Genomic DNA, 26,757 nt, shown 5'->3' with positions numbered 1-26,757 from the left:
TTCACCGCCACAGGTTCGAGAGGGAGAGCACGTTCGCCTTGACCTTCTGCCACGGCGTGGGCGGCAGCGTGCGCAGCGAGCCGCGCGCGTAGTGCCTCTCCACGTAGTACTGGCCGACGCTGAAGACACTGGTCAGGGCCAGGTACCACACGGAGGCCACGATCAGCATCTCCATGATGGCGAACGATGTCGAACCGATGTTCTGGGCGGCCCGCAGGAGCTCCGTGTACTGCACGGCGGAGACCAGCGAGGACGTCTTGAGCAGGTTGATGAACTCGTTGCCGGTCGGCGGGACGATCACGCGCATGGCCTGCGGCAGGACGATGCGCCGCATGGTCTTGCCGTTCTTCATGCCGAGCGCGTGCGCCGCCTCGGTCTGGCCCTCGTCGACGGACTGGATGCCCGCCCGGACGATCTCCGCCATGTACGCACCCTCGTTCAGGCCGAGGCCCAGGAGGGCGACCATGAACGGAGTCATGACATCCACCATCTCGTCCTTGTAGAACCCGAGATTGAGGATGGGGAAGATCAGCGCGAGGTTGAACCAGACCAGCAGCTGCACGAAGACCGGCGTGCCGCGGAAGAACCAGATGTAGAGCCAGGCCACGGCCCCGGTCACCGGGTTCTTCGACAGCCGCATCACCGCGAAGACGACGCCCAGGACCAGGCCGATCGCCATGGACAGCACGCTGATCAGCAGGGTGTTGCCGAGGCCCGTGAGGATGCGCTCGTCGAAGATGAAGTCGCCGACGGTCTCCCAGCGCAGGTCGCCCTGCGCGAAGGCCGAGACCAGGGCGGCCAGGAGCGCCACCACGACCACACCGCTCACCCAGCGGCCCCAGTGGCGGACCGGGATGGCCTTGATCTGCTCGGGGAGCGTGTCGGACTTGGCGAGGCTGCCCGGCCCCGCCTCCTTGGCGACCCCGGCGGGCTTGGCCGGGGCGGCCCCCGCGGGCTCGGCGGCGGTCTTCGCCGCCGCCCTCGCCGGCCGGGACTCCTCGGACGTGGTGTCGCTTCCGCCCTTCGGCGTCGCCGCGGCTTCGTCCTTGGACGCCTTGGCGTCGGCGGGCGCGGTCTCGTCCTCGGATGCCTTGGCGTCGGCGGGCGCGGTCTCGTCCTTGGACGCCTTGGCGTCGGCGGGCGCGGTCTCGTCCTCGGATGCCTTGGCGTCGGCGGGCGCGGTCTCGTCCTCGGATGCCTTGGCGTCGGCGGGCGCGGTCTCGTCCTCGGATGCCTTGGCGTCGGCGGGCGCGGCTTCGTCCTCGGACGCCGTGCCCTTGCCCTGCGCGCCCGTCGCCTCGTCGCCCGGTGCCTCGTCGGCCGTGGGCTCGGCGGGCGTGGCCGCCTCCTCCGCGGGCGAGGCGTCGGCCGGCTGGTCCCCGGCGGGTGGTTCTTCGGCGGGGGCCTTGTCGAACTTGTCAGTCACCGTGACTGCCCTTCAGTGGTACACGAGAGTGGTACGAAATGCTGAAGATCACTTACCGGCGTTGATGGTCGCCTCGGTGATCGCACTGCCCTTGACGTCCCACTTCTCCAGCACCTTGGCGTACTCGCCGTTCTTGATGATCGCGTTCAGGGCTTCCTTGATCGCGTCACGCAGCTGGGTGTTGTCCTTGTCGACGGCGATGCCGAACGGACCGGCCGCGGTCTGGCCGCCCGCGACCTCGAAGTCGTTGCCGCCGCCGGCGGTCTTCGCGATGTACGCGGCGACCGGGTAGTCGTTCATGTCGGCGACCGCACCGCCGGACTTCACACGGGTCTGGGCCTCGGCGTCGGTGTCGAACGCCTCGATCGTCAGCTTGCCCTTCTTGTCCTTGTCGCACTTGGCGGCCTGCTGCTTGAAGGTGTCCTCGTAGATGGTGCCGCGCTGGACGGCGACCTTCTTGCCGCAGAGGTCCTCCAGGGACTTGATGCCCTGGGGGTTGCCCTTCTTGACCAGCAGGGAGACGCCGGAATTGAAGTAGTCGACGAAGTCGACGCCCTGGCCGACCTTGTTGCCCTTGTCGTCCAGGCCCTCCTGGCGGGCCTTGGTGTCGCTCATCGCGGACATGACGAGGTCCTGCCGGCCCGTGTTCAGGGACGAGATCAGGCCGTCGAACGTGCCGCTCGTGAACTTGAACTCCACGCCGAGCTGCTTGCCGAGCGCGGCGGCGATGTCGGGGTCGATACCGACGATCTTGCCGCCCTGCTCGAACTCCATCGGGGCGTACTGGGCGTCGGTGCCGACCTTGATGACACCGGCGTCCTGGTACTTCTTCGGCAGCTTGTCGAAGAGCGGTGCGGAGCCGACGGTCTTGCCGGGCTCGTTGGTACCCGCCGTGCCGCCGCCGTTCGTCTGGTCGCCACAGGCGCTCAGCAGCAGGGCGCCGGCGACCGCGATGGCTCCGACCGCGGCGGTTCGGGACTTCGCAGCGGTGGTGCGGCGGGTGGTGCTTGCGGTCATGGTCGGTTTCCTCCGGCTTAAGAGCGGCGTATGAGGGGTTGCCCAACTGTCGGCACATGGTCGGGGCACGCACCTTCGGGTGTCGCGACCTCGTGTGATTACGGCATCTTGCCATTCGGACTAGCCCAAACAGGGGGCCAGCCATGTCAAAATCGGATAACGGGAGACCCCCGAACCCCTACAGGCCGGTACATCAAGGCCGGACCTTCTACGGGGTTACCTTCGCCCGGCCGGAAAATCTTCGGTTGATCTCGTCAAGCGGACGGGATTGCGGTTGCAATCCAGGTGGCGTACTGACTTGTCCAGATATTGATGCATGAGTCGCCTCATCGCCACCGGGCGTGTCCGGATGCCGGAGCGTCCGCTCTCCGGATACCGACTCGTCCGCGGACGTGTCCGTCCGGTAAGAAGGATCCTTACACCCCTCATCCGGGGCTCAGGGCGCGTGTGCGGCGCGCCCGCGCGTTCGTACCTCCCCCCGACAGGGCAGCCCGATCGCCTGGTCGGGGCACGGACGCGGTGCCCGCCCACCCCTCCTCAACCAGGAGTGGCCACCCTCAACATGAAGACTTAAGGGGTCAACAAATGGCAGCGGAGATCGTCAACCCTCGCACCGACGGTAGCGAGGGCTCATCCGACGAGCCCTTCGATCCGGCATTCGATCCGGCATTCGCCCTCCACCGGGGCGGCAAGATGGCCGTGCAGGCCACCGTGCCCGTGCGGGACAAGAACGACCTGTCCCTCGCGTACACGCCCGGCGTCGCCAAAGTGTGCAGCGCCATCGCCGAGCAGCCCGAGCTCGTGCACGACTACACCTGGAAGTCCCAGGTCGTCGCCGTCGTGACCGACGGTACGGCCGTCCTGGGACTCGGTGACATCGGCCCGGAGGCGTCGCTTCCGGTCATGGAGGGGAAAGCGATCCTCTTCAAGCAGTTCGGCGGCGTGGACGCGGTGCCGCTCGCGCTCGCCACCACCGACGTGGACGAGATCGTCGACACGGTCGTCCGCCTCGCGCCCTCGTTCGGCGGAGTGAACCTCGAGGACATCTCGGCGCCCCGCTGCTTCGAGGTCGAGCGCAAGCTCCAGGAGCGCCTCGACATCCCCGTCTTCCACGACGACCAGCACGGCACCGCCGTGGTGACGCTGGCCGCCCTGCGCAACGCCGCCAAGCTGACCGGCCGGGGCCTGGGCGACCTGCGCGCGGTCATCTCCGGCGCGGGCGCCGCGGGTGTCGCCATCGCCAAGATGCTGCTGGAGGCCGGCCTCGGTGACGTGGCGGTCGCGGACCGCAAGGGCATCGTCAGCCGCGACCGCGAGGACCTCACCTCGGTGAAGCGCGAGCTCGCCGAGCTGACCAACCGCGCCGGGCTCACCGGCTCCCTGGAGACCGCGCTGGCCGGGGCGGACGTGTTCATCGGCGTCTCGGGCGGCACGGTGCCGGAGGCGGCGATCGCCGCCATGGCGCCGAACTCGTTCGTCTTCGCCATGGCCAACCCGAACCCCGAGGTGCACCCCGACGTCGCGCACAAGTACGCGGCGGTCGTGGCCACCGGCCGGTCGGACTACCCGAACCAGATCAACAACGTGCTCGCCTTCCCCGGGATCTTCGCGGGCGCGCTGCAGGTGCGGGCGTCGCGGATCACCGAGGGCATGAAGATCGCCGCGGCGAACGCGCTGGCGGACGTGGTCGGCGACCAGCTCGCCGCGGACTACGTGATCCCGTCGCCGTTCGACGAGCGTGTCGCCCCGGCCGTCACGGCCGCGGTGGCGGCCGCCGCCCGCGCGGAGGGCGTCGCTCGCCGCTGACGCGCCGCACGGTCCTCCCAGGGCCGCGCCGGGCCCCCTCACGGGGGTACGGCGCGGCCCTGCGCGTTGTGCGGGCGCGGGAGAAGCGCGTCAGGGTCGCGCTGCCGCGCGTCAGCGGCACGGGAGGGGCCGGGCCGCGCGCCGCGGGCCCGGCCCATCCGGGGCACGCGGCCTGGGCAGGCCCGCGCGCGGGGGCGGGCCTGCCCGGGGCGGCAGGGGCCGGTGTGCGCCCCACCGGAGGGACGGACGGCCACCGGCCCGGAGGCCGTCAGGTCGGGACAGGGGCCGGTGTACGCCCCACCCGCGGCACGGCCTGCGTACGCCGCCCACCGGCGGCAGGGCTGACGTACGTCACACCGGTGCGCGGTTCCGCAGCGCACCGGTGCCCCCCTAACCTCAAGGTCATGTTCGCTGCCTACGCCGCCCGAATCGACCGCGATCAGCCCCTGAACGGCCTGGAGCTGGGCGAACGCCCCGCGCCCGAGGTCCGTCCCGGCTGGACCACCGTCACCGTCAAGGCCGCCTCCCTCAACCACCACGACCTGTGGTCCCTCCGGGGGGTCGGGCTCGGCGAGGACAAGCTGCCGATGATCCTCGGCTGCGACGCCGCCGGGATCGACGAGCAGGGCCGAGAGGTCGTCGTGCACTCCGTCATCGGGCAGAGCGGGCACGGCGTCGGACCGGACGAGCCCCGCTCCATCCTCACCGAGCGCTACCAGGGCACCTTCGCCGAGAAGGTCGCCGTCCCCGCGTGGAACGTCCTGCCGAAGCCGAAGGAGCTGTCCTTCGCGGAGGCCGCCTGCCTGCCGACCGCATGGCTCACCGCGTACCGGATGCTGTTCACCAACGCCGGGGTCCGCCCCGGTGACTCGGTCCTCGTCCAGGGCGCGGGCGGCGGCGTCGCCACCGCGGCGATCGTCCTCGGCAAGGCGGCCGGCTTGCGGGTCTTCGCCACCAGCCGCGACGAGGCCAAGCGCAAGCGCGCCGTGGAGCTCGGGGCCCTGGAGGCGTACGAGATGGGCGCGCGGCTGCCGCAGCGGGTGGACGCGGTCATCGAGACGGTCGGCGCGGCCACCTGGTCGCACTCGGTCAAGTCGCTGCGGCCCGGTGGCACGCTGGTGATCTCGGGCGCGACGAGCGGCGACCGCCCGTCGCACGCCGAGCTGACCCGCATCTTCTTCCTGGAGCTGAAGGTCGTCGGCTCGACGATGGGCTCGAAGGACGAGCTGGAGGACCTGCTCGCCTTCTGCGCGGCGACGGGCGTGCGGCCGGTCATCGACGAGGTGCTGCCGCTGGACCGGGCGCGCGAGGGCTTCGAGAAGATGGCGGCGGGCGACCTCTTCGGAAAGATCGTCCTGACGATGTCCTGACGACGTCCTGACGCGCTCTTGATGCATCGTCAGTTCTGCTGATGGGATCTCCGGCACCCGACGCCGGAGGTCCCTCATGCGCACCGCCGCCTTAGCCCTGGCCGCCCTGCTGACCCTCACCCCCGCCGCCCCGGCCCACGCGGACCGTACGGACCGCACGGACCGCACGGACCGAGCGGTCATACCGGAACTGACCGACGACCGCGGCCGCGTCCTGACGCTGCGCGGCTGGAACGTCGAGGACAAGACGCACCGCGGTGACGCCGCGCTCTCCGCCATCACCGAGCGGCACTTCCGCGACCTGCGGGCCCGGGGCTTCAACTTCGCCCGGCTGCTGGTGTTCTGGGACGACCTGGAGCCCCGGCGCGGCCGCTACAGCCAGGCGTACCTGCGCAAGGTCGAGCGGATCCTGGACTGGGCGGAGCGGTACGGCATCCAGGTCCTGATCGACGCCCACCAGGACGTCTTCGGCCCGGCCTTCGGCCACCGCGGCATCCCGGAGTGGGCCACCCGCACCGACGGACTGCCGTTCACCCCGCACCCGGACGACTGGTTCGCCGAGTACTTCGAACCGGCCGTGCAGCGGGCCTTCACGCACCTGTACCAGGACGAGGACCTGCGCCGCGCCCAGGCACGCATGTGGCGGGTGCTGGCCGGCCGGTTCGCGGACCACCCGGCGGTCCTCGGCTACGACCTCATCAACGAGCCGATGGGCGAGCTGCGGGACGGCGAGGACCTCGCGACGGCCGCGCGCCGCATCGAGCGCGACCACCTCACCCCGCTGTACAACCGCCTCGCGGACGCGGTGCGCGCGGTCGACGGCGACAACTGGATCTTCGTCGAGCCGACCCCGATCGTCGGCGAGGGCGTCCCCACGGGCCTGGGGAGGGTGGAGGACCCGAAGGTCGTCTACGCCCCGCACTTCTACAACACCGCGATGGAGGCGGGCGCGGACTACGACCCGGCGGCGCGCTGGATCGAGTCGTACGAGGCGGCGGTGACGGCGTACCCCGAGGAGTACGGAGTCCCGGTCGTCGTGGGGGAGTGGGGCCCGCTGAACAACGCGCTGCCGAACATGGGCCGCTTCTACCGGGAGGCGCTCGCCTCCCTCGACCGCTGGTCCTCGGGGTGGGCGGGGTACGTGTGGTGCTACGGCGGCGGGTACTGCGCCGTGGACGGCGCCGGCGCCTGGCGGACGAACAAGGAGCAGACCGCCGCGCCGTACGCCGCGGCGGTGGCGGGCCGGGTGGTCTCGCGGTCGCCGGAGCGGCTGGTGTACGTCGCCGGGCGCGGCGGCCCCACGGAGCTGTCCCTGCCGCCGTCCCCGGCCGGCTGGCGGGTGGAGGTGACGGGCCGGGCGTGGCCGCGCACGACGTCGGTTCCCCCGGGGACGGCCGAGCGGGTCCGGGTGCGGGGCGTGCCGGGTGCGACGGTGACCGTGTCCGTATCACCCGCCACCGGCTGAGCGCTCCCTCCCGGGTCCCCGCTCGCGCGAAGCGGCGGGTGGCGGTACGGGCGGTGCCCGGGGCGGCCGTCGCCGTCACGCGGGGCTGAAGGCCCCGGTGCGCAGCCGGTCGCGCCCCGGGGGTGTCAGGTGTGCGGGCCGCGGAGGAGGGCGGTGATGTGGGCCGCCGCCGTGGAGAGGTGGCGGCGGGCGTCGGAGAGCTGGGCCGCCGTCACGCCGTGGTCGCGGGCCGCGTCGCGGATGTCGTCGCGGAAGCGGTCCAGCAGGCGCTCCAGGTCGCGGGCCGCGTCGCCGGTGGCGGGCACGTCCTCCCAGGCGGGCGGCTCGGGCTCGGCGCGGGACGGGCGCGCCGCGGTCGGCGGCGTGCCGCCTCCGAACAGGCCGGACAGCCGGCCCGTCAGGTCGGAGAGGGCCGAGGGCCACTCACCCGAGGCGATGTGGTCCTGGACCTGCTGGGCGATGCGCTGCATCTCCCGGCGCGCCGCGTCCCGCGCCTCCTCGGCCTGGTGCCGCGCCCGCTTCGCCTCCTCGCGGGCCTTGCGCGACTCCTCCTGCGCCCGCCGGGCCTGCTCCTGCCAGGACGTCCGGTGCGTGCGCGTCTCGCTCGCCGCGGCCCGCATCTCGCTGCGCAGCTTGCCCGCCGCCCCGCGCACGTCGTCGCGGATCTCGGCGGCGAGTTCGGAGACGGACTCGCGGATCTCCTGCTCCAGGTCGGCCAGTTCGCCGCTGCGGCCGGCCAGCTCCGCGCGCCCGGCGTCGGTGATCGAGTACACCTTGCGGCCGCCCTCGGTGGCGTGCGTGACCAGGCCCTCGGCCTCCAGCTTGGCCAGCCGCGGGTAGACCGTGCCGGCGGACGGCGCGTACAGCCCGTGGAAGCGCTCCTCCAGGAGCCGGATCACCTCGTAGCCGTGGCGGGGGGCCTCGTCGAGGAGCTTCAGCAGGTACAGCCGCAGGCGGCCGTGGGCGAAGACCGGCGGCATGTCAGAGGTCCTTTCCGGAGGGGGTGGCGGGGCGGCGGAGCAGGGCGATCGAGCCGGAGACCGTGGTGGCCCTGAGGGTGCCGGTGCCCGCCCCGAGCGTGCCCTTGATGCTCTTGGCTCCCCACTGGCCGTCCACCCGGAGGTCCTCGAAGGCGGTGGAGACGGCGCCGCTGGTGGTGTTCGCCTCCACGCGCGCGTCGGCCGGGTGCGGCAGCCGGATCGCCACCTCGCCGGAGACGGTGGTGAGCCGGATGTCGGTGGAGCCGTCGGCGGGCTCCAGGTCGATGACCATGTCGCCGGTGACCGTGTCGGCGCGTACGGAGCTGCCGGTGCCCTCGATGACCGTCAGGTCGCCGGAGACGGATTGGAACCGCAGGTCGCCGGCGACCGCCTGGGCCTCCACGCTGCCGGACACGGTCTGCGCGCGGACCGGTCCGGGGAGTCCGACGAGCGTGGTGTCGCCGCTGACGCCGCGCACCTCCACACGGCCCCGGATGCCGGAGACCACGGCCCCGGCGCCGACGACACCGACCTCCACATCGGCGCCCGCCGGTACGGCGAGGGACACGACGGCGCTGCGGTGCCGGCCCTTGCGGTCGAACCACGTGAGGAAGTCCTGCCAGGGCAGGTCCTCGTACGAGACGGTCAGGACGGAGCCGCGCCGGCTGACGACGAGCGGCGGCCCTTCGATCGCGGGGACCTCCAGCCGCGCCGGGCCCTCCTCGATGCCGACCACGTTCACCGTGCCGTGGACGATGCGCACCTTCAGCGCCGTCACGGGGTCGTCGAGGGTGAGTTCCACCGGCTCGCTGACGGACCACTCCGGCATGGCGCCTCCTCGGGACAGGACGCAACATATCGCGTCTCCTGAGATACACGATATATCGCGGTGCTCCGGCGTCAAGGCCGGGTCCGGAGGCGACAGAGAGGATAGAGGCCGCAAAAGTGGACGAATTGGCCTAGCGTATGGGTCATGCCGACCTCCGCGACCACCCCGGGCGTGCTCCTGCTCTGCCGGGCCGAACCCCCGGCCGTACGGCCTGCGGCACAACTCCTGCGCGAGCACCTGCTGCTCGCCCCGGCGGGCCCCGGCTGGAGCGTGCTCGTCCCCGAAGGGCGCCCCTGGCTGGACGGCGGCGAACCGGTCGACCGGGTCGCCGCGGGCTGGGCCTCCGCCCTCGCGGTCGCCGCGCCCTGGCCGGTGCTCGCCCTGTGGTGGGACGCGGACCGGGCGGGCTACACCCTGGCGTCCGGGTTCCGCCGGCCCGTCGGCTACACCTGGCTCACGGACGGCACCCCGGCCGGCGAGGACGAGGCGATGCACACCTTCGCCGTCCGCCTCGGTCTCGATCCGGTCCTGGACGTCCAGGACCTCCAGCCCCTCACCCGGGCCGACCCGGTGGCGGACGCCCGCTCCCGGCTGCTCGGCCTGATCGCCGTCCTCGCCCGGCTGGACCTCGCCCTGCCGCCCGGGCTCGCCCCCGGCGAACCGGCCGCCCGGCTGCGGACCGCCGCCGGGGACGCGGGCGGGCAGGAGGTCGCCTGGCCGGGCCTGCGGGACGCCGTACGGGAGGAGGTGCAGGCCGTCGAGGAGGCCGTCGGCACGGCGGTCCACCGCGTCGTCGGGGACACCGCCGCCGCCCGCCTTCCCTGGCTCCACGGCCCCCGGGGCCGGGCCCTCGCCGCGGCACGGCTCGCGGCCGGTGTCCCGCTCCTGGTGTGGGGTGCCGCGCGGCGCAGCCCGGGCTGGGCGGCGGCCGGCGCCCTGCTGGTGGCCGACGGGCTGCTGCTGTGCCTCGCGGCCGGCGAGGTGCCTACAGGTCGTCGTCCTCGTCGTCGTCCAGCCGCGCCAGCCACGTCGCCAGCCGCTCCACGGGAACCTCGAAGTCGGGGTTGAGATCGACGAACGTCCGCAGCTGCTCGGCGAGCCACTCGAAGGTGACCTCCTCCTCGCCGCGCCGCTTCTCCAGTTCCTCGATGCCACGGTCGGTGAAGTACATGCCCTCAGGTTAAGTCAGTACGCCGGAGGGCCCGGCACCGCGATGACCTCGCGGTGCCGGGCCCTGCCGGTGTGGTGCGTACGGTGCCGGTGGCTCAGGCCTCGAAGACCTCGTTCACCAGCTGCGCCTGCTCGGCCTGGTGGCGCTTGGCCGAGCCGACCGCCGGGGACGAGCTGTGCGGGCGCGAGATGCGCCGCAGACGCTCGGCCGGGGGCAGGTCGGCGCCGACCGCCAGGTCGAGGTGGTCGATCAGGTTGAGCGCGATGAACGGCCAGGCACCCTGGTTCGCCGGCTCCTCCTGGGCCCAGATGTACTTCTCGGCGTTCGGGTACTTGGCGATCTCGGCCTGGAGCTCCGCACCCGGCAGCGGGTACAGGCGCTCCAGCCGGATGATCGCCGTGTCCGTGACACCGCGCTTCTTCCGCTCGCCGTCGAGGTCGTAGTAGACCTTGCCGGAGCAGAAGACGACCTTGCGGACCGCGTTCGCGTCGACCGAGGCGTCGCCGATCACCGGGCGGAAGCCGCCGGTGGTGAACTCCTCCATCTTCGACGCCGCCGCCTTCAGGCGCAGCATCGACTTCGGGGTGAAGACGACCAGCGGCTTGTGGTGCGGGTTGTGCACCTGCCACCGCAGGAGGTGGAAGTAGTTCGACGGCAGCGTCGGCATGGCGACCGTCATGTTGTGCTGCGCGCACATCTGGAGGAAGCGCTCCGGCCGGGCCGAGGAGTGGTCCGGGCCCTGGCCCTCGTAGCCGTGCGGCAGCAGCAGGGTGACGCCGGAGGTCTGGCCCCACTTCTGCTCGGCCGAGGAGATGAACTCGTCGACGACGGTCTGCGCGCCGTTGACGAAGTCACCGAACTGCGCCTCCCACATGACCAGCGACTCCGGGCGGGCCAGGGAGTAGCCGTACTCGAAGCCCATCGCCGCGTACTCGCTCAGCAGCGAGTCGTAGACGTTGTAGCGGGCCTGGTCCTCGGAGAGGTACAGCAGCGGCGTGTAGTCCTCGCCGGTGACCTGGTCCACCAGCACCGCGTGGCGCTGGCCGAAGGTGCCGCGGCGGGTGTCCTGGCCGGCGAGCCGGACCGGGGTGCCCTCCATCAGCAGCGAGCCGATGGCGAGGGTCTCGCCCATGCCCCAGTCGATCGTGCCGTCGTCGATGGAGGCCGCGCGGCGCTGGAGCTGCGGCATCAGACGCGGGTGGACCGTGATCCGGTCGGGGATGTTGACCTGCGACTCGGCGATCCGCTTCACGACCTCCTGGGAGACCGCGGTGGTGACGGCGACCGGGAACTCGGCCTGGGCGTCCGGGACCGGCGTCGGAGCGGGCTGCGAGGTGGCCTCGCGGACCTCGGTGAACACCTTCTCCAGCTGGCCCTGGAAGTCCTGGAGCGCCTGCTCCGCCTCTTCCAGCGTGATGTCGCCGCGGCCGATCAGCGACTCGGTGTAGAGCTTGCGCACCGAGCGCTTCTTGTCGATCAGGCTCACCATCTGCGGGTTGGTGAACTGCGGGTTGTCGCCCTCGTTGTGACCGCGGCGGCGGTAGCAGATGAGGTCGATCACGACGTCCTTGTTGAACGCCTGGCGGAACTCGAAGGCGAGCCGCGCCACCCGGACGCACGCCTCCGGGTCGTCGCCGTTCACGTGGAAGATCGGCGCCTCGATCATGCGGGCCACGTCGGTCGCGTACATCGACGAGCGCGACGACTCCGGGGCGGCGGTGAAGCCGACCTGGTTGTTGATGACGATGTGGACCGTGCCGCCGGTGCGGTAGCCGCGCAGCTGCGACATGTTGAGCGTCTCGGCGACGACGCCCTGGCCGGCGAACGCCGCGTCACCGTGCAGGGCGACCGGCAGGACGGTGAAGTCCGTGCCGCCCTTGTTGATGACGTCCTGCTTGGCGCGGACGACGCCCTCCAGGACCGGGTCGACCGCCTCCAGGTGGGAGGGGTTGGCGACCAGCGAGACCTTGATCTGCTCGCCGTCCAGACCGGTGAAGGTGCCCTCGGCGCCCAGGTGGTACTTCACGTCGCCGGAGCCGTGCATCGACTTCGGGTCGAGGTTGCCCTCGAACTCCCGGAAGATCTGCGCGTACGACTTGCCGACGATGTTCGCCAGGACGTTGAGGCGGCCGCGGTGGGCCATGCCGATGACGACCTCGTCCAGGCGGGACTCGGCCGCGGAGTCGATGACCGCGTCGAGCAGCGGGATGACCGACTCGCCGCCCTCCAGCGAGAACCGCTTCTGGCCGACGTACTTCGTCTGCAGGAAGGTCTCGAACGCCTCGGCGGCGTTGAGCCGGCGCAGGATGCGCAGCTGCTCCTCGCGCTCCGGCTTGGAGTGCGGGCGCTCGACGCGGTCCTGGATCCACTTGCGCTGCTTCGGGTCCTGGATGTGCATGAACTCGATGCCGGTGGTGCGGCAGTACGAGTCGCGCAGCACGCCGAGGATGTCGCGCAGCTTCATCATCGACTTGCCGCCGAAGCCGCCGACGGCGAACTCCCGCTCCAGGTCCCAGAGCGTCAGGCCGTGCTCGGTGATGTCCAGGTCGGGGTGCTTGCGCTGGCGGTACTCCAGCGGGTCCGTGTCGGCCATGACGTGGCCGCGCACCCGGTAGGAGTGGATGAGCTCGAAGACGCGCGCGGCCTTGGTCACGTCGTCGTCGTGTGACGCGTCGATGTCCTTGAGCCAGCGGACCGGCTCGTAGGGGATGCGCAGCGACTCGAAGATGTCGTCGTAGAAACCGTCCTCGCCGAGGAGGAGGTTCGCCACGATGCGGAGGAATTCGCCCGACGCGGCGCCCTGGATGACCCGGTGGTCGTACGTCGAGGTGAGGGTCATCACCTTGGAGATGCCCAGCTTGTTCAGGGTGTCCTGCGACGTGCCCTGGAACTCCGCCGGGTAGTCCATCGAACCGACGCCCATGATGACCGACTGACCGGGCATGAGGCGGGGCACCGAGTGGACGGTGCCGAGGCCGCCGGGGTTGGTCAGCGAGACGGTGACGCCGGTGAAGTCGTCCATCGTCAGCTTGTTCGCGCGGGCGCGGCGGACGATGTCCTCGTACGCCTGCCAGAACTCGAAGAAGCCCAGGGTCTCGGCCTTCTTGATGGCCGCGACGACGAGCTGGCGGTCGCCGTTCGGCTTCACCAGGTCGATGGCGAGGCCGAGGTTGACGTGCGGCGGCTTCACCAGGACCGGCTTGCCGTCCTTCTCCCCGAAGGAGTGGTTCATGGACGGCATGGCCTTGATGGCCCGGACCATCGCGTACCCGATGAGGTGCGTGAAGGAGATCTTCCCGCCGCGGGCGCGCTTGAGGTGGTTGTTGATGACGATGCGGTTGTCGAACAGCAGCTTCACCGGGACGGCGCGGACGGACGTTGCCGTCGGCAGCTCCAGCGAGGCGTTCATGTTCTTCGCGACCGCGGCGGACGGGCCGCGGAGCGTCACGTACTCGGGGCCGGCGGGCGCCTCGGTGTCCGGCGCGGCCTTGGCCGCGGCGGGCTTCGGCTGCTCGGCCGCGGGCTTCGCGGCGGGAGCCTTGGCCGGGGCGGCGGGAGCGGCGGCCTGTGCGGGTGCCGCCGCTGCCGGCTTCGCCGGAGCGGCCTGCGCCGGGGCCTGGGCCTGCGGCGCCTGTGCGGGCTGCGCCGGGGCCTGCGGCGCCTGTGCGGGCTGCGCCGGGGCCGGGGCCGCCGGGGCAGGGGCGGCGGGCGTCGTGGTGCCGGCAGCCCCCGCGGCTACGGCACCGCCCTCGCCCGCGGGCTTGTCCGCCGAGCCGGAGGAACCCGGCTTGTAGTCGGCGAAGAAGTCCCACCAGGCGCGGTCGACCGAATTCGGGTCCTGGAGGTACTGCTGGTAGATCTCGTCGACGAGCCACTCGTTGGCACCGAACGCGGCGGCGGGGTTCTGAGGACCCTGCCCGTCTTGGTCGGTCGAGATGCTCGAGTTACTGGGGGACTGAGACGACACGGCGGCAACCGCCCTCTTCCGCTTCACAAGGTGATGGACAGCGGAAATAAAGGCTACGCCTCCCTGGCCTGGAGGTGCAGGCCGGGCGTGCCATCGTCGCGTACATCACATCCGAGGGCGGGTTTCGGGGCAGGAAATGGCGGGAAACAAGCGTGGTTCCCCCGGGAGCGGGTAGCCGACAGCGGGGCTGCGCCCCACATCGGGGGGCAGACCCGGGCGGCTCCTGTCGCGTCCTGCACGTGTCCACGCAGAAGCCGGTCCTCCGGTTCGAACCATACGTCAATTACGTGGTCGCGGGATCCCCGGAAGGGTGACCTGAATCCGGCACCCACGTGCGGATTCGGCCACCCCGATACGGCCACCGTGCAGATCGACCGCCCAGCGGGCGATCGCCAGTCCCAGCCCCGTGCCGCCGTCGCTGCCCGGGCCGTGCGGGGACGCCACGCTGCCGCGGTTGAACCGCTCGAAGACCTTGTGGCGCTCGGACTCCGGGATGCCCGGCCCCTCGTCCACCACTTCCAGGTTCAGCGACTCCGGCTGCGGCCCGCGCCGGGCGCGGACCGTGACCCGCCCGTGCGGCGGGGAGTGCTTCACGGCGTTGTCGATGAGATTCGCCACGACCTGGTGCAGCCGCTCCGCGTCCGCGTGCGCGGTCAGCTCCGGCGGCGACACGTCGAGGTGCAGGTGCACGTCGGTCCGGGTGTGGTGGCCGGAGCCCGAGCTCAGGCCGCGCTGCGCGGCGGCCAGGTTCGCCTCCTTCAGCACCCCGGACAGGTACGGCCACACCTCGAAGCGGCGCGACCGGAGCGGTACGACACCGTTGTCGAGCCGTGACAGATCCAGCAGCGTCTCCACGAGCCGGCCCAGCCGCTCGGTCTGCTTCAGCGCCGTGCGCATCGTCTCGGGATCGGCGGCGGAGACGCCGTCCACCACGTTCTCCAGCACCGCGCGCAGCGCCGCGATCGGCGTGCGCAGCTCGTGCGAGACATTGGCGACCAGCTCCTTGCGGTGCCGGTCCACCGCTTCCAGGTCGTCCGCCATGCGGTTGATCGTGGACGCCAGGTCGCCGAGCTCGTCGCGGCGGTCGGCGCCCCGCACCCGGCGGGTGTAGTCGCCGTGCGAGATCGACTTGGCCACCGTGTTCATCTCGTCCAGCGGCGCGGTCAGGCCGTGCGCCACGAACTGGGTGATCAGCAGGGTGGCGATCACCGAGAACACGGTGATGAAGCGCAGCTCGGTCTCGGTGCGCAGCGCCACCATCAGCAGCCCGGTCGTGATGAAGACCGACACGACGACGAGGGTGCCCAGCTTGGTCTTGATCGAGATCGTGACCGCCCGCACCCGGGACCGCAGCCGCAGCCGCGACCGCACCCCGGACCGCACGCGGGAGCGGAGCGGCGCCCTCCGCCGGCTCATGGAGCCGGGGTCTCCAGCGCGTAGCCGACGCCGTGCACCGTACGGATCCGCTCGGCGCCGATCTTGCGGCGCAGCGCCTTGATGTGGCTGTCCACCGTGCGGGTGCCCGAGGCGTCCGCCCAGTCCCACACCTCGGCCAGCAGCTGCTCGCGCGAGAGCACCGCTCTCGGCGTGTTCGCGAGGCAGACCAGCAGGTCGAACTCGGTCGGCGTCAGGTGGACGTCGTCCCCCTTGACCCGTACCCGCCGCTGCGCGTGGTCGATCTCCAGCTCGCCGAGGCGCAGGATGCCGCTGCGCGGCGTCACCGCGGCCAGCGCGGCCCGCTCCACCCGGCGCAGCAGGACGTGCACCCGGGCCGCCAGCTCCCGCATCGAGAACGGCTTGGTCATGTAGTCGTCGGCCCCGACCCCGAGCCCGACCAGCATGTCGGTCTCGTCGTCGCGGGCGGTCAGCATCAGCACCGGAACCGGCCGCTGGGCCTGGACCCGGCGGCACACCTCCAGGCCGTCGAAGCCCGGCAGCATGACGTCGAGGACCATCAGGTCCGGCTGCCAGGCCTCGGCCGCGTCGACGGCCGCCGGACCGTCCGTCGCCGTCTGCACCAGGAAGCCCTCGGCCCGCAGCCGTGCGGAGATGGCCTCGACGATGGTGGTGTCGTCCTCGACGACCAGCACTCGGCGCTGGGTACCCGGCGTGACCGCCGTACCGGTATGGCTGGTGTGTGTCTGCTCCATCGCCCCGCCCCTGCTCGCGTCCAGCGACGCGAACCGCGTGTAGATCCGTGTGTTCGGTCAGCAGCGTAAAGGCACCGACCACGTCCCGGCTACGCAGGGCGAACGGCGAGGTGGACCACGTCCGGAACGCCCCGGGCAACCGGGATCTCTTCGGTTCTTACCCCGCTGAATCCGGCATTCCGCAATGACTCCTCGAAATCGGCGGACGGCTGCGCGGACCAGACGGCGAGGATCCCGCCGGGGTTCAGCCGGGCCGCGCAGGCGGCCAGACCGGCCGGTGAGTACAGGCCCTCGTTGCTCTCCGAGACGGTCCAGCCGGGGCCGTTGTCGATGTCCAGGCAGAGCGCGTCGTACGTGTCCGGCGAGGTGCGGACGTACTCCACGAGGTCGGTGTGGAGCAGCACCGTGCGCGGGTCGGCGAGCGCGCTGCCCGAGATCGCGGCGAGCGGCCCCTCGCGGTGCCAGTCGATGACGGCCTGCTCGCGCTCGACCACCGCGATACGGCTCCAGGCGGGGTCGGCGGCGGCGTGGGCGAGCGAGAAGCCGACCCCGAGGCCGCCGATGAGGACGGACGAACCATGCCGCCCGCCCAGCGCCCGGAGCGCCGCGTCGACGAGCAGCCGCTCCGAGCGGCCGTCGGAGGTGTCCATGAGGAAGGTGCCGTTGGCGATGATCTCGTAGTGGTCGCCACGCCGGCGCAGGACCACCTCGCCGTACGGGCCTACACGTCGGTCGAGCGTGGTCACGGGCGTCGTCTCAGCCATGGCTTTCAGCCTAGTTGGGCCCGCCACCGGTTTTTTCGCCACCTGTTCTCCCGCCACCGGTTCTTCCGCCCGCCGCGCGGAGGTCCCGCCGGCGGGGGCCCGTTCCCCGTGGCACGCCCTCCCTGTGTGGCCGGCCGCCGTCGGGGCGCGCGCCGAGGGCCGCGTACAGCGCCACCCCCGTCACGAACGCCGCCAGCGCCACCGCCCAGGCCCCGCCCTCGGGCCCCGGTTGCACCGGCCACGCCCAGACGGCGCCGGCTCCGCCCGGCGCGGACGGCGCCGCCACGTACACGGTGCCGAAGTACGCCAGCAGCGGCAGCCAGCTCAGCCGGGCGCCCAGCACCGCGGCCGCGGCCGCGGTGACGCCCGCCGCGCCCAGCACGTTGCGCACCATCGCGGGCGCCCCGAACGCCTCCGGGTGGCCGGGCACCGCGAGGGCGAGCAGCACGGCGGCCGACGCCGTCAGCACGGCCTGGTGAGCGAGGCGGCGCGGCCACCAGGGGCGTACCGCGGTGCGGTCGAGCTCGTCGGCGTACGCGTGGAGCCCGGTCCCGATCGCCGCGCCCGCGACCAGCGGGGCGAGGACCACCACGGGGACGCGCGCGGTGTGGTCGAGGAACGGCTGCGCCTGGAGCCGGTGGGCGGACCAGCCGGCGGCGAGCGCCGTGCCCAGGAGAGCGGCATACGTCACGGGAAGCGCGCGGGAGCGCGCGTACAGCCGCAGGCTCATGGGAGGGGCACCCCGGCGGACTCGCACAGGCCGGTGGTCAGGTAGCGGCCGAGGAACGCCCGCTGCCGCTCCGGTGATCCGGTGCGCAGCCGGTCGAGGTACGGCTGGAGGGCCGCCGGGTCGGCACCGCTGCCGGGCGGTGCGGGCGCGAGCCACTCCTGGACCGCCAGGTCCAGGGCGATGCCCTCCTCGCCCTCGCCGGACGGGCACGAGCCGTCGGACAGGGCCGCCGCGGCGTCGTACGCGTACTGCCGCGGGTCCCGGAGCACGCCGTGGGCGGCCGCGGCCACCGGGTCGGGGAGCGCCGCCTCGTCCGGGCCCGGCGCGCGGGGGCCGCCGACCCAGCGGACGGGGGCGCCGGGCACACCGCGCAGCCTGGCGTTCAGGCCGGCGAGCGCCCGGGACGCCTCGGGCAGCAGTGCGCGGTCGACGGCCGACAGGCAGACCCGGGGCGTGCCGTCGTCGCAGACGAGGCGGGCCGCCTCCGGGTCCGGCCGCCAGGGGCCGTCGTCGCCGTCGAGGCGCAGCACCGGTACGGCGACGGCACACGCCGCGGCGAGCGGTACGAGCGCCAGGGCGCGGTGCCGGGCCCCGTACGCGAGCAGCGCGGCCGCCGCGAGGCCGCCCGTCCACACCGCCATCGCCGGGCCGAACCACCAGAGCGGCTCGTGCCAGACCGTGTAGCGGTCGGCGGCCGGGCTCAGCCAGCGGGCGGGGGAGGCGGTGTACGACGGCAGGCCCAGGCCCACGTACGCGGCGGCCGCGACCAGCGGGGCCGTCAGCCGCCACGGCACCAGGCGCCCGGCGACGAACCCGAGCGCGCCGAGCGCCGCCACGGCGACGGCGTCGGCGGCCGGCACGGACACGAAGGGGCGACCGCCGGCGGCGTACGGCCAGGTCGCGCCCAGGCAGACGGCGACCGCGCACAGCAGTCCGGCGGCGGGCCACAGCGCGGCCGGCGCGGCGGCGACCAGCGTGCGGGCCAGGCGGCCGCGCGGCGCCGAGGCGAGCAGCTCGCCCGTGGAGCGCCGCCGTTCGCGGCCGCCCTGCCAGCAGCCGGTGGCGGCCGCGAGCGGTCCGGCGAGCAGCCCGGCGGCGGTGTGCAGCAGGTCGGAGGCGTCGGACCAGCGGCCCTGCCAGCCGGGCGCCTTGCCGTACATGGCGACGAGCACGGTGACGGCGACGGCCACCCCGGACCAGGGCCCGATGCCGCGGCGCAGCTCGGTACGCAGACTCACCTCCGGCCTCCCGCGACGGCGGCGCGGTGGGCGCGCAGGACGGTGGTGTAGCCGCGCTCGATGGCGCTGCCGTGCGGGGGAGCGGGCGCGGGCCGGGGGCGCGGCGGGGCGGGTGCGGCGGGAGGTTCTCCGTCACCGGGTGTGGCGGGGGTGCCCGGTGTGGCGGCGCTGGTGTGTGTGGCGGGGAAGCCCGGTGTGGCGGGTGTGACGGGGGTGACGGAGGTACCGCCGGGTCGGGTGCCGTCGTCGTCCGCGGGCGAGTCCTTGCCGATGGCGGTGAGCTCGGCGGTGGTGCCGCGGAAGGCGAGCCGGCCCGACTCGATGAGGGTCACCTCGGTGCAGGCCGCGGCGACGTCCTCGACGAGGTGGGTGGAGACGATGACGGTGGAAGCGGTGCCCACATCGCGGAGCAGTGCTCTGAACTCGACGCGCTGCTCCGGATCGAGACCGGCCGTCGGCTCGTCGAGGAGCAGCAGTTCCGGTTCGTTCACGATCGCCTGCGCGATGCCGACCCGCCGCACCATGCCGCCCGACAGCGTCCGGATCTTCGCGTCGATCCGGCCGGCCAGTCCGACGCGTTCCACCGCCCGCTCCACCGCGGCCGCGGCGCGCGCGGCCGGCATCTCCTTGAGCCAGGCCACGTACGCCACGAACTCCCGCACCGTGAACCCCGGGTAGTGGCCGAACTCCTGCGGCAGGTAGCCCAGCCGCCGCCGCACCTCCGCGCGTTCGCGATGGCCCGCGATGTCCCGGCCCAGCAGCCGCACCCGGCCGCCGGTGGGGGCGGCGACCGTCGCGAGCACCCGGATCAGGGACGTCTTGCCCGCGCCGTTCGGCCCGAGCAGGCCGTGCACACCGGGGCCGAGCTCCAGGCCGAGGCCGTCCAGCGCGGTCGTACGGCGGTGCCGGACGGTCAGCCCGCTGACCGCGACGGTGCTGTCGATGTGCGTCACCAGCGCTCCAGGTGGTCGAAGGAACGGCGCCGCAGCGCCAGCAGTCCGGCGCACACCGCCGCGGCGGCCGCCCAGCCGCCTTGCGCCGCGCCGCCGGAGACGTACCGCGCCGACGCGGTGCCGTCGGGCGGGTACGGGAACGCCTCGCCCAGCGCCGGGCCCGCCACCACCGCCAGCCAGGCCACCGCCACGGCCACCGCCGCGGTCCGGCAGCCGACGTACGAGCCCAGCGCCAGCGCGGCCAGCGTCAGGGCGAGCCCCGGCAGCAGCCACACGGCGGCTCCCGGCGCCCCGGCCTCCGCGGGCAGCACCGCGCCCGCCGCGGTGAGCAGCGGGACGCACACCGCGAGCACGGCGGCTGTCCGCGTCAGCAGCAGCCGCAGTCCGCCGGACGGGGTGGCGGCGGCGATCTCGTGCAGCGGATCCGCGTGCCGCCCGTACGACACCGCCACCCCGGCGAGCGGCACCACCGGTGCCAGGGCCAGCAGCAGCGGCCGTACGCCGTCGACGCCGCCGCCGTACGCGAGGCCGAGCGCCCCCGCGACCACCACCAGCACGGCGACCATCCACGCCCCGCGCAGGGCGGGCCCGGCGGCCCAGGCCAGGCGCCCGAGCCGGGAGAGCGGGGGGCGTCCCGGGCCCGCGGGCCCACCCGGCGGCACCGCGGCGGCAGCGGCAGACGCAGCCGGCGCGGGCGCGGGCGCGGGCGCCGAAGCCGGACCGGGGCGCGGCGACGCGGTCCCGGCCGCAGCGGGCGCGGGCGCCGGACGGGAGCCCGGCGCCACCAGCGCGAGCAGCGCGCCGCGGGCCTCCGCGAGTGCCGGGCCCGCCGCGGACCCCCGTACCGCGGCGGACACCAGGGCGGCGCACCGGCCGCAGCGCTCCACGTGCTTCTCCAGGGACCAGGCCTCCGGCTCGGACGCCGAGCCGTCGGCGTACCGGGCCGCCAGCGCGGCGTCCACGTGCCACTCCGCCCTCATGCCGTACCTCCCAAGGGGCCTGTCCGGGCGCCGAGTTGCGCCAGTGCGTCGCGCAGCTCACGGCGTGCCCGCAGCGCGCGGCTCTTGACCGTGCCCTCCGGGATGCCGAGCAGCCGTGCCGCCTCACGGGTGGTCAGGCCGTCGACGACCGTGGCCCGCAGGACCTCGCGGAGCTCCGGCGAGATGCGGTCGAGGGCGGCGCCCACGTCCCCGTACTCCAGTCCCGCCAGCACTCGGTCCTCGGCGGACGGCGCGGGCGGCGCCGGCTCGGGGTCGGGCCGCTCGGCCCGCGCCTGGGCACGCCGCGCGTCGACCAGGCGGCGGGCCGCGATGACCCACAGCCAGCCGCCCGCCTCGCCGCCGCGGTGCGTCCCGGCGGACCGCCAGACCGTGACGAACGTGTCCTGGAGCACTTCCCGTACCGTCTCGGGATCCGCGCACCGGCGTGTCAGGCGGGCGTGCAGCCAGCCCGCGTGCCGGTCGTACAGCTCCGCGAGCGCCTCCGCGTCCCCGCGCGCGACGGCGCGCAGCAGCGCGGAGTCGTCGTCCCGGTCTCCCCCTGTGGGGCGCAACAGTCTCACGCTCCCTCTATCGCCCCTGTGCCCGCGGCCGGTTCACGGCCGGGACGGGTGTGACCCACGTCATGGACGCCCGGTCGGTGATCGCGTTGGCTGAGGGGGCAAGCATGACCGGGGGGCGGTCCGGGGGGACCTGACGAGGCGAAAGGCTGCCCACGGTGCACGGGCTCACAGCGCGGGGGACGGACGACGACACGGCGCGACCGCCGGCCGGTGCGGTAGGACGCCCGGCGGCGGCCGAGGGCGGGGAGCGCCTCCTGCACGGCATTCCCCCGCAGCGCGCGACCCCCGCCGCCACTTCCGCCCCCGCCGCCACTTCCATCTCCGCCGCCACCTCCGTCCCGGCGGCCTCGGTCTCTGCTGCGGCCGGGCCCTTGGCCGGGACGCCGGCCGGGCCTCCGGCCGGACGGGCTGCCGCGGTCCGCCCGTGCACCGCCGCGGCGGAGTCCCGGCGGCGGTGGTGGTGGCGTGCGACCGGCCGACTGCTGCCCACGCCCGCCGGCGCCCCCTTCACCTTCGGCTACACCCTCGTGCTCGTCGCCACCTCGCTCTTCGCCCGGTACGGCGACCCGGACACGGTCTCCGCGCTGCTGCACGGCTCCAGCACGGACGTCGCGCACCTCTCCCGTACGCCGATGCTCGTCCTGGGCGCCAGCGCGCTGTGGGTGGCGGGCGGGCTGTTCTCGCCGTACGCCGTCGGTTTCGTCTTCGTCCTCACCGCCCTGGAGCGCCGCATCGGGGCGTGGCGCGCCGCCGCCGTGTTCCTGGTCGGGCACGTGGTGGCCACCCTGGCGACGGAGATCCCGGTCGCCCTGTCGGTCCTGGCGGGTCAGCTGCCCGGTACGTCGCTGCACCGGCTCGACTACGGCATCAGCTTCGGCCTGATGGCGAGCGTCGGGGCGCTCGCCGGGCTGCTGAGTCCGGTGGCCCGCGCGGTCGTGCTGGCCTGGGTGTCGGTGATGCTGCTGCAGGACCTGCTGGCCTTCGAGGACCCGCTCACCGACTGGGGTCATCCGCTGGCCCTGCTGACCGGCGTCAGCGGCTGGCCGCTGCTGCGGCGGGCGGCCCCGCCGGGTGGGCGGCCGGACGAGCGGCGGGCACCGCGTCCCTGACCACCCCGGTCAGCGGGCCCTGGTACTCCCACCCCAGGGCGCTGTAGAGGGCCCGGCCCTGCGTGGTCGCGGACAGCACGCCCGTGTCGGCACCCGCTGCGGCGCCGGCCGTCGCGAGCGTACGCATCACGACGCTGCCGAGGCCCCTGCGCTGGTGCCCCGGGTACGTCTCGATCTGGTCGAACACCGCCGTCCGGCCGGTCGGCGCGATCTGTCCCCGGGCGGCGAGCGACCCGTCGGACGCCGTGATCCGGACGCGGAACACCCCGTCGCGGGTGCCGGTCTCCCGCGCGTACCCCTCGGGCGGCGCGGGGGCGGGCGTGGCACGCAGGGCGGTGAACATCATGAAGCCGGGGTCGTCCGGTACGCGCCAGCCGGGAGTGATCCAGCCCGCCACCTCCTCGGGCGCCGCCAGCACCTTCAGCCAGGCGCCGGGCCGGGTGACGGCCGCGCACAGCGCGCGGACGGACTGCTCGTCGGGGTGGGGCAGGACGTGCCGCAACACGTGCCCGGGGAGGCCGACGTCGATGCGGTAACCCCAGGGCCGGGGAACCGGCGCGGGGGTGCCACGGGAGACGGCCCAGCCCCGGACCCATGCATCTGTAATGGCTGCCTTCAGCATGGGGCTATTACACATGCCGGACGTGCGGCAGTGCCACCCCTTATCTCATGGCGGGTACGGTCGCTGGGGAGCGCCTCGGAGCCGGGCGGGCCGGAACGGCCGGGCCCGGCCCCGGAGGCGGGGGTCAGCGTCGTGCGGGAGTGATCCGGGCGCGGGCGCGGCGGGGAAAGTGACGCCCCGTCATGCGGAGGATCCGGCCCCGCTTCGCCGGTGGAAGTCTCCCCAGGTGGGGTCGGAAGAATGGCGGAAAAGATACCGGCTCATAAGGACCTCCGGGCGAGGAACGATGACTGCGGTGCGTGCGGTTCAGTGCGGGCGGAGCTGCGTCCCCGGGGGGCGGGGCTGGAGGACTTCCTGCAGCCGGTGGACGGCCGCCCGCCAGGGGGCGCCGTCCGGTCCGGCCCAGAGCTCCGCCACCTCGGACGGCTCCGCGACGACCCGGTCCAGCGCCTGCAGGGCAAGCGTACGCAGACCCGCGAGGTCGGGAAGGGGCTCTTCGGGGCCGTAGACCGGATCGACCGGATCCCCACCCGGGCAGTGCGCGGCGACGAGGGCGGCCGCGGCGACGGCCTCGTCCCCGGCGGGTGCGCCGAGGGGGCCGGTGGCGCCGGCCGCGCGGGCGAGCGCGGCGCGGACGAGGTCCGGGCGCTCCTCCGGGGCGGCTTCGTCCAGGGTGCGGGCGAAGTCCGCGGCCGTGTCGTTGTCGTAGGGACCGGTGTCCCAGGTGCCCATGTGGCCCCCCCTGCTCGTCGTGCGGTGTGCGCCGGTCCGCGCATCATGGCACCGGCCACTGACAGCCACCCGGACGACGGCGGGGTGCCGGAACCGGTGCGTGCGCGCGGCAGGCCGGGGGGTGACGCACCGTCGGGCCGTCCCCGTGCCGGAGGTGATCGCTCACAGCGAACGCGACTCCGGGAACACCCGGCGGCTCATGAGCATTGAGTCAGTACTGCTCAACTTGGCTGCCGAAGGGGAGATCATGGCTTCGACGTCCACACCGCTCACACTGCCCGTGCTGCCGCTCGACGACGAGGTCGTCCTGCCGGGCATGGTGGTGCCGCTGGACCTGTCCGACAGCGAGGTGCGCGCCGCCGTGGAGGCGGCCCAGGCGGCGGCCCGCGCGGGTGGGGACGGCAAGGGCAAGCCCCAGGTGCTGCTGGTGCCGCGCATCGACGGGACATACGCCGGCACCGGCGTCCTCGGCACCGTGGAGCAGGTCGGGCGGCTCTCCGACGGCGACCCCGGCGCGCTCATCCGCGGCCGCCACCGCGTCAGGATCGGCGCCGGGACGACCGGCCCGGGCGCGGCCCTGTGGGTCGAGGGCTCCCGGGTGGAGGAGACGGTCCCCGACCCGCTGCCCGGCGCGGTCGCCGAGCTGGTGAAGGAGTACAAGGCCCTCGCCACCAGCTGGCTGAAGAAGCGCGGCGCCTGGCAGGTCGTGGACCGCGTCCAGCAGATCGACGGCGTCGCCGCGCTCGCCGACAACTCCGGCTACTCGCCCTTCCTGACCACCGCCCAGAAGGTCGAGCTGCTGGAGACCGACGACCCGGTCGCCCGCCTCCGGCTCGCCACCGAGCAGCTCCGCGACCACCTCGCCGAGCAGGACGTCGCCGAGTCCATCGCCAAGGACGTCCAGGAGGGCGTCGACAAGCAGCAGCGCGAGTTCCTGCTGCGCCGTCAGCTCGAAGCCGTGCGCAAGGAACTGCGCGAGCTCAACGGCGACAAGGAGGGCGAGGAGTCCGACGACTACCGGGCCCGCGTCGACGCCGCCGACCTGCCCGGGAAGGTGCGCGAAGCCGCCCTCAAGGAGGTCGACAAGCTGGAGCGGTCCAGCGACCAGAACCCCGAGACGGCCTGGATCCGCACCTGGCTCGACACGGTCCTGGAGATGCCGTGGAGCGAACGCACCGAGGACCGGTACGACATCAAGGGCGCCCGGGAGGTCCTCGACGCCGAGCACGCCGGGCTGGAGGACGTGAAGGAGCGCATCACCGAGTACCTGGCGGTGCGCAAGCGGCGCGCCGACCGCGGTCTGGGCGTCGTGGGCGGGCGGCGCGGCGGCGCGGTCCTCGCCCTGGTCGGCCCGCCGGGCGTCGGCAAGACGTCGCTGGGCGAGTCGGTCGCGCACGCGATGGGCCGGTCGTTCGTCCGGGTCGCCCTCGGCGGCGTGCGCGACGAGGCGGAGATCCGGGGTCACCGGCGCACCTACGTGGGCGCGATGCCGGGCCGGATCGTACGGGCCATCAAGGAGGCCGGGTCCATGAACCCGGTGGTCCTGCTCGACGAGATCGACAAGGTCGGCTCCGACTTCCGGGGCGACCCGGCGGCGGCCCTCCTGGAGGTGCTCGACCCGGCGCAGAACCACACCTTCCGCGACCATTACCTGGAGGTCGAACTCGACCTGTCGGACGTCGTCTTCCTCGCCACCGCCAACGTCCTGGAAGCCATCCCGGAGGCGCTGGCCGACCGCATGGAGGTCGTCCGCCTGGACGGCTACACCGAGGACGAGAAGGTCGTCATCGCCCGCGACCACCTCGTGCCGCGCCAGCTGGAGCGCGCGGGCCTGGAGAGCGGCGAGGTGACGCTGGACGAGTCGGCGCTGCGCAAGCTCGCGGGCGAGTACACGCGCGAGGCGGGCGTCCGCACCCTGGAGCGGTCCATCGCGCGGCTGCTGCGGAAGGTCGCCGCCAAGCACGAACTGGGCGAGCAGGAGCTGCCGGTCACCCTCACCGACGCCGACCTGCGCGGCCTCATCGGCCGGCCGCACCACGTGCCCGAGTCCGCCCAGGACCCGGCCGAGCGGCGCACCGCCGTGCCGGGCGTGGCGACCGGGCTCGCGGTCACCGGCGCGGGCGGGGACGTCCTGTTCGTCGAGGCGTCACTGGCCGATCCCGAGACGGGTGCGGCGGGGCTGACCCTCACCGGCCAGCTCGGTGACGTGATGAAGGAGTCGGCGCAGATCGCGCTGAGCTTCCTGCGCTCGCACGGCGCCGAACTGGAACTGCCCGTCACCGGTCTGAAGGACCGGGGCGTGCACATCCACTTCCCGGCGGGCGCGGTCCCGAAGGACGGCCCGAGCGCCGGCATCACGATGACGACGGCGCTCGCCTCCCTGCTGAGCGGCCGCCTGGTCCGTACGGACGTGGCGATGACGGGCGAGGTGTCGCTGACGGGCCGCGTGCTGCCCATCGGCGGCGTCAAGCAGAAGCTGCTGGCCGCGCACCGCGCCGGGATCACCACGGTGATCATCCCGAAGCGGAACGAGGCGGACCTGGACGACGTCCCGGCCGAGATCCTGGAGAAGCTGGAGGTCCACCCGGTCACGGACGTCCGCCAGGTCCTGGAGCTCGCCCTGTCCCCGGCCACGGCGGAGGTGCCGGTCACGGCCGCGGCGTGACGGCAGCCGGCCCCGCGCGGGCCGCGCCCGCGGCGGGGGCCCGGGCGGCGGCAGGCGGTGGCGGTGGACGGACGCGAAGTGGGGGGGGGGGGGGGGGGGGGGGGGGGGGGCGCCGCGCGGCGGCCCCCGGGCCGGGGGGGGGGGGGGGGGGGGGGGCGGCGGCCGCCGCCGGCCCGCCGCCCCCCCCCCCGCCCCCCGCCGC

21 protein-coding genes and 1 pseudogene are annotated in these 26,757 nt (G+C 73.7%); 6 read left to right on the top strand and 16 right to left on the bottom strand.

The features are described 5' to 3' along the window. Position 1: 1 nt before the first annotated feature. Both ACIA79_RS09155 and ACIA79_RS09150 read right to left on the bottom strand, forming a co-directional pair. Positions 2–865, bottom strand: a complete 864-nt coding sequence (locus tag ACIA79_RS09155) for an amino acid ABC transporter permease (protein ID WP_399427830.1) — start codon at positions 863–865, stop codon at positions 2–4. A 609-nt stretch (positions 866–1,474) separates the two neighbouring features. Continuing rightward, positions 1,475–2,443, bottom strand: a complete 969-nt coding sequence (locus ACIA79_RS09150; RefSeq protein ID WP_399427522.1) for an ABC transporter substrate-binding protein — start codon at positions 2,441–2,443, stop codon at positions 1,475–1,477. Between the two features lie 585 nt (positions 2,444–3,028). Between ACIA79_RS09150 and ACIA79_RS09145 the strand changes: the two genes are divergently transcribed. The 3 genes from ACIA79_RS09145 to ACIA79_RS09135 all read left to right on the top strand — a co-directional run bounded on the left by ACIA79_RS09145 (position 3,029) and on the right by ACIA79_RS09135 (position 7,084). Beyond that, positions 3,029–4,249, top strand: a complete 1,221-nt coding sequence (locus ACIA79_RS09145) for an NADP-dependent malic enzyme (RefSeq protein ID WP_399427521.1) — start codon at positions 3,029–3,031, stop codon at positions 4,247–4,249. Between the two features lie 404 nt (positions 4,250–4,653). Then, positions 4,654–5,619, top strand: coding sequence for a zinc-binding dehydrogenase (locus tag ACIA79_RS09140; RefSeq protein WP_399427520.1), 966 nt, complete (start codon positions 4,654–4,656; stop codon positions 5,617–5,619). A 76-nt stretch (positions 5,620–5,695) separates the two neighbouring features. Further along, a complete protein-coding gene (locus ACIA79_RS09135) occupies positions 5,696–7,084 on the top strand; it encodes a glycoside hydrolase family 5 protein (protein WP_399427519.1) in 1,389 nt (462 codons plus the stop codon). Positions 7,085–7,209: 125 nt separating this feature from the next. Here the strand turns inward: ACIA79_RS09135 and ACIA79_RS09130 are convergent, their stop codons facing one another. Together ACIA79_RS09130 and ACIA79_RS09125 are read right to left on the bottom strand one after the other, a co-directional pair. Next, positions 7,210–8,064 (bottom strand): helix-turn-helix transcriptional regulator, encoded by an 855-nt coding sequence (locus ACIA79_RS09130; RefSeq protein ID WP_399427518.1) that lies wholly within the window; start codon positions 8,062–8,064, stop codon positions 7,210–7,212. Between the two features lies 1 nt (position 8,065). Continuing rightward, positions 8,066–8,893 (bottom strand): DUF4097 family beta strand repeat-containing protein, encoded by an 828-nt coding sequence (locus ACIA79_RS09125; protein ID WP_399427517.1) that lies wholly within the window; start codon positions 8,891–8,893, stop codon positions 8,066–8,068. 144 nt (positions 8,894–9,037) lie between these two features. On the opposite strand from ACIA79_RS09125, the gene ACIA79_RS09120 reads away from it, so the two are divergent. Further along, positions 9,038–9,961 carry a hypothetical protein gene (locus ACIA79_RS09120; RefSeq protein WP_399427516.1) on the top strand — a complete coding sequence of 308 codons (924 nt, stop codon included), beginning with the start codon at positions 9,038–9,040 and terminating at the stop codon, positions 9,959–9,961. Here ACIA79_RS09120 and ACIA79_RS09115 read toward each other — a convergent pair. The 10 genes and pseudogenes from ACIA79_RS09115 to ACIA79_RS09070 all read right to left on the bottom strand — a co-directional run bounded on the left by ACIA79_RS09115 (position 9,879) and on the right by ACIA79_RS09070 (position 21,427). Next, the gene (locus tag ACIA79_RS09115) at positions 9,879–10,064 is read right to left on the bottom strand and encodes a DUF6104 family protein (RefSeq protein ID WP_031076920.1); all 186 of its coding nucleotides are present in this window, start codon (positions 10,062–10,064) and stop codon (positions 9,879–9,881) included. The two genes, ACIA79_RS09120 and ACIA79_RS09115, sit on opposite strands and share 83 nt — an antisense overlap. 94 nt (positions 10,065–10,158) lie before the next feature. Further along, entirely contained in the window at positions 10,159–14,031 is a 3,873-nt protein-coding gene (locus ACIA79_RS09110; RefSeq protein ID WP_399427515.1) for a multifunctional oxoglutarate decarboxylase/oxoglutarate dehydrogenase thiamine pyrophosphate-binding subunit/dihydrolipoyllysine-residue succinyltransferase subunit, read from the bottom strand. A 279-nt stretch (positions 14,032–14,310) separates the two neighbouring features. Beyond that, complete coding sequence (locus tag ACIA79_RS09105; protein ID WP_399427514.1) at positions 14,311–15,447, bottom strand: ATP-binding protein; 1,137 nt, start codon at positions 15,445–15,447, stop codon at positions 14,311–14,313. Then, on the bottom strand, positions 15,444–16,181 hold the full coding sequence (locus ACIA79_RS09100) for a response regulator transcription factor (protein WP_031076924.1): 738 nt from the start codon (positions 16,179–16,181) through the stop codon (positions 15,444–15,446). The genes ACIA79_RS09105 and ACIA79_RS09100 overlap by 4 nt, the downstream gene beginning before the upstream one ends. Before the next feature lie 89 nt (positions 16,182–16,270). Further along, complete coding sequence (locus ACIA79_RS09095) at positions 16,271–16,945, bottom strand: spermidine synthase (protein WP_399427513.1); 675 nt, start codon at positions 16,943–16,945, stop codon at positions 16,271–16,273. Between the two features lie 10 nt (positions 16,946–16,955). Continuing rightward, positions 16,956–17,675 (bottom strand): hypothetical protein, encoded by a 720-nt coding sequence (locus ACIA79_RS09090; RefSeq protein WP_399427512.1) that lies wholly within the window; start codon positions 17,673–17,675, stop codon positions 16,956–16,958. Then, on the bottom strand, positions 17,672–18,913 hold the full coding sequence (locus ACIA79_RS09085) for a hypothetical protein (RefSeq protein WP_399427511.1): 1,242 nt from the start codon (positions 18,911–18,913) through the stop codon (positions 17,672–17,674). The genes ACIA79_RS09090 and ACIA79_RS09085 overlap by 4 nt, the downstream gene beginning before the upstream one ends. A 245-nt stretch (positions 18,914–19,158) precedes the next feature. Then, positions 19,159–19,857, bottom strand: a pseudogene (locus ACIA79_RS09080) (ATP-binding cassette domain-containing protein); the annotation flags it as partial. A 5-nt stretch (positions 19,858–19,862) separates the two neighbouring features. Continuing rightward, the gene (locus ACIA79_RS09075) at positions 19,863–20,846 is read right to left on the bottom strand and encodes a zf-HC2 domain-containing protein (protein ID WP_399427510.1); all 984 of its coding nucleotides are present in this window, start codon (positions 20,844–20,846) and stop codon (positions 19,863–19,865) included. Continuing rightward, complete coding sequence (locus ACIA79_RS09070) at positions 20,843–21,427, bottom strand: RNA polymerase sigma factor (RefSeq protein ID WP_399427509.1); 585 nt, start codon at positions 21,425–21,427, stop codon at positions 20,843–20,845. Before ACIA79_RS09070 ends, ACIA79_RS09075 begins: the two co-directional genes overlap by 4 nt. Positions 21,428–21,582: 155 nt before the next feature. Between ACIA79_RS09070 and ACIA79_RS09065 the strand changes: the two genes are divergently transcribed. Then, positions 21,583–22,536 (top strand): rhomboid-like protein, encoded by a 954-nt coding sequence (locus ACIA79_RS09065; protein WP_399427508.1) that lies wholly within the window; start codon positions 21,583–21,585, stop codon positions 22,534–22,536. Here the strand turns inward: ACIA79_RS09065 and ACIA79_RS09060 are convergent. Both ACIA79_RS09060 and ACIA79_RS09055 read right to left on the bottom strand, forming a co-directional pair. Continuing rightward, on the bottom strand, positions 22,460–23,158 hold the full coding sequence (locus ACIA79_RS09060; RefSeq protein WP_399427507.1) for a GNAT family N-acetyltransferase: 699 nt from the start codon (positions 23,156–23,158) through the stop codon (positions 22,460–22,462). The genes ACIA79_RS09065 and ACIA79_RS09060 overlap by 77 nt on opposite strands. Positions 23,159–23,464: 306 nt before the next feature. Then, positions 23,465–23,890, bottom strand: coding sequence for a DUF4259 domain-containing protein (locus tag ACIA79_RS09055; protein ID WP_399427506.1), 426 nt, complete (start codon positions 23,888–23,890; stop codon positions 23,465–23,467). A 247-nt stretch (positions 23,891–24,137) separates the two neighbouring features. Between ACIA79_RS09055 and lon the strand changes: the two genes are divergently transcribed. Beyond that, the gene (lon, locus tag ACIA79_RS09050; protein WP_399427505.1) at positions 24,138–26,555 is read left to right on the top strand and encodes an endopeptidase La; all 2,418 of its coding nucleotides are present in this window, start codon (positions 24,138–24,140) and stop codon (positions 26,553–26,555) included. Positions 26,556–26,757: the final 202 nt, after the last annotated feature.

The organism is Streptomyces sp. NPDC051310, from assembly GCF_044455245.1.
Taxonomy (GTDB): Bacteria; Actinomycetota; Actinomycetes; order Streptomycetales; family Streptomycetaceae; genus Streptomyces.
This window is presented reverse-complemented; position numbering and strand designations above follow the sequence as displayed.

Excerpts from the sequence above, each read along its gene's own strand:
- ACIA79_RS09150 (WP_399427522.1), bottom strand. The coding sequence starts at position 2,443 with ATGACCGCAAGCACCACCCGCCGCACCACCGCTGCGAAGTCCCGAACC.
- ACIA79_RS09145 (WP_399427521.1), top strand. The coding sequence starts at position 3,029 with ATGGCAGCGGAGATCGTCAACCCTCGCACCGACGGTAGCGAGGGCTCA.
- ACIA79_RS09140 (WP_399427520.1), top strand. The coding sequence starts at position 4,654 with ATGTTCGCTGCCTACGCCGCCCGAATCGACCGCGATCAGCCCCTGAAC.
- ACIA79_RS09135 (WP_399427519.1), top strand. The coding sequence starts at position 5,696 with ATGCGCACCGCCGCCTTAGCCCTGGCCGCCCTGCTGACCCTCACCCCC.
- ACIA79_RS09130 (WP_399427518.1), bottom strand. The coding sequence starts at position 8,064 with ATGCCGCCGGTCTTCGCCCACGGCCGCCTGCGGCTGTACCTGCTGAAG.
- ACIA79_RS09125 (WP_399427517.1), bottom strand. The coding sequence starts at position 8,893 with ATGCCGGAGTGGTCCGTCAGCGAGCCGGTGGAACTCACCCTCGACGAC.
- ACIA79_RS09120 (WP_399427516.1), top strand. The coding sequence starts at position 9,038 with ATGCCGACCTCCGCGACCACCCCGGGCGTGCTCCTGCTCTGCCGGGCC.
- ACIA79_RS09115 (WP_031076920.1), bottom strand. The coding sequence starts at position 10,064 with ATGTACTTCACCGACCGTGGCATCGAGGAACTGGAGAAGCGGCGCGGC.
- ACIA79_RS09105 (WP_399427514.1), bottom strand. The coding sequence starts at position 15,447 with ATGAGCCGGCGGAGGGCGCCGCTCCGCTCCCGCGTGCGGTCCGGGGTG.
- ACIA79_RS09100 (WP_031076924.1), bottom strand. The coding sequence starts at position 16,181 with ATGGAGCAGACACACACCAGCCATACCGGTACGGCGGTCACGCCGGGT.
- ACIA79_RS09095 (WP_399427513.1), bottom strand. The coding sequence starts at position 16,945 with ATGGCTGAGACGACGCCCGTGACCACGCTCGACCGACGTGTAGGCCCG.
- ACIA79_RS09090 (WP_399427512.1), bottom strand. The coding sequence starts at position 17,675 with ATGAGCCTGCGGCTGTACGCGCGCTCCCGCGCGCTTCCCGTGACGTAT.
- ACIA79_RS09075 (WP_399427510.1), bottom strand. The coding sequence starts at position 20,846 with ATGAGGGCGGAGTGGCACGTGGACGCCGCGCTGGCGGCCCGGTACGCC.
- ACIA79_RS09060 (WP_399427507.1), bottom strand. The coding sequence starts at position 23,158 with ATGCTGAAGGCAGCCATTACAGATGCATGGGTCCGGGGCTGGGCCGTC.
- ACIA79_RS09055 (WP_399427506.1), bottom strand. The coding sequence starts at position 23,890 with ATGGGCACCTGGGACACCGGTCCCTACGACAACGACACGGCCGCGGAC.
- lon (WP_399427505.1), top strand. The coding sequence starts at position 24,138 with ATGGCTTCGACGTCCACACCGCTCACACTGCCCGTGCTGCCGCTCGAC.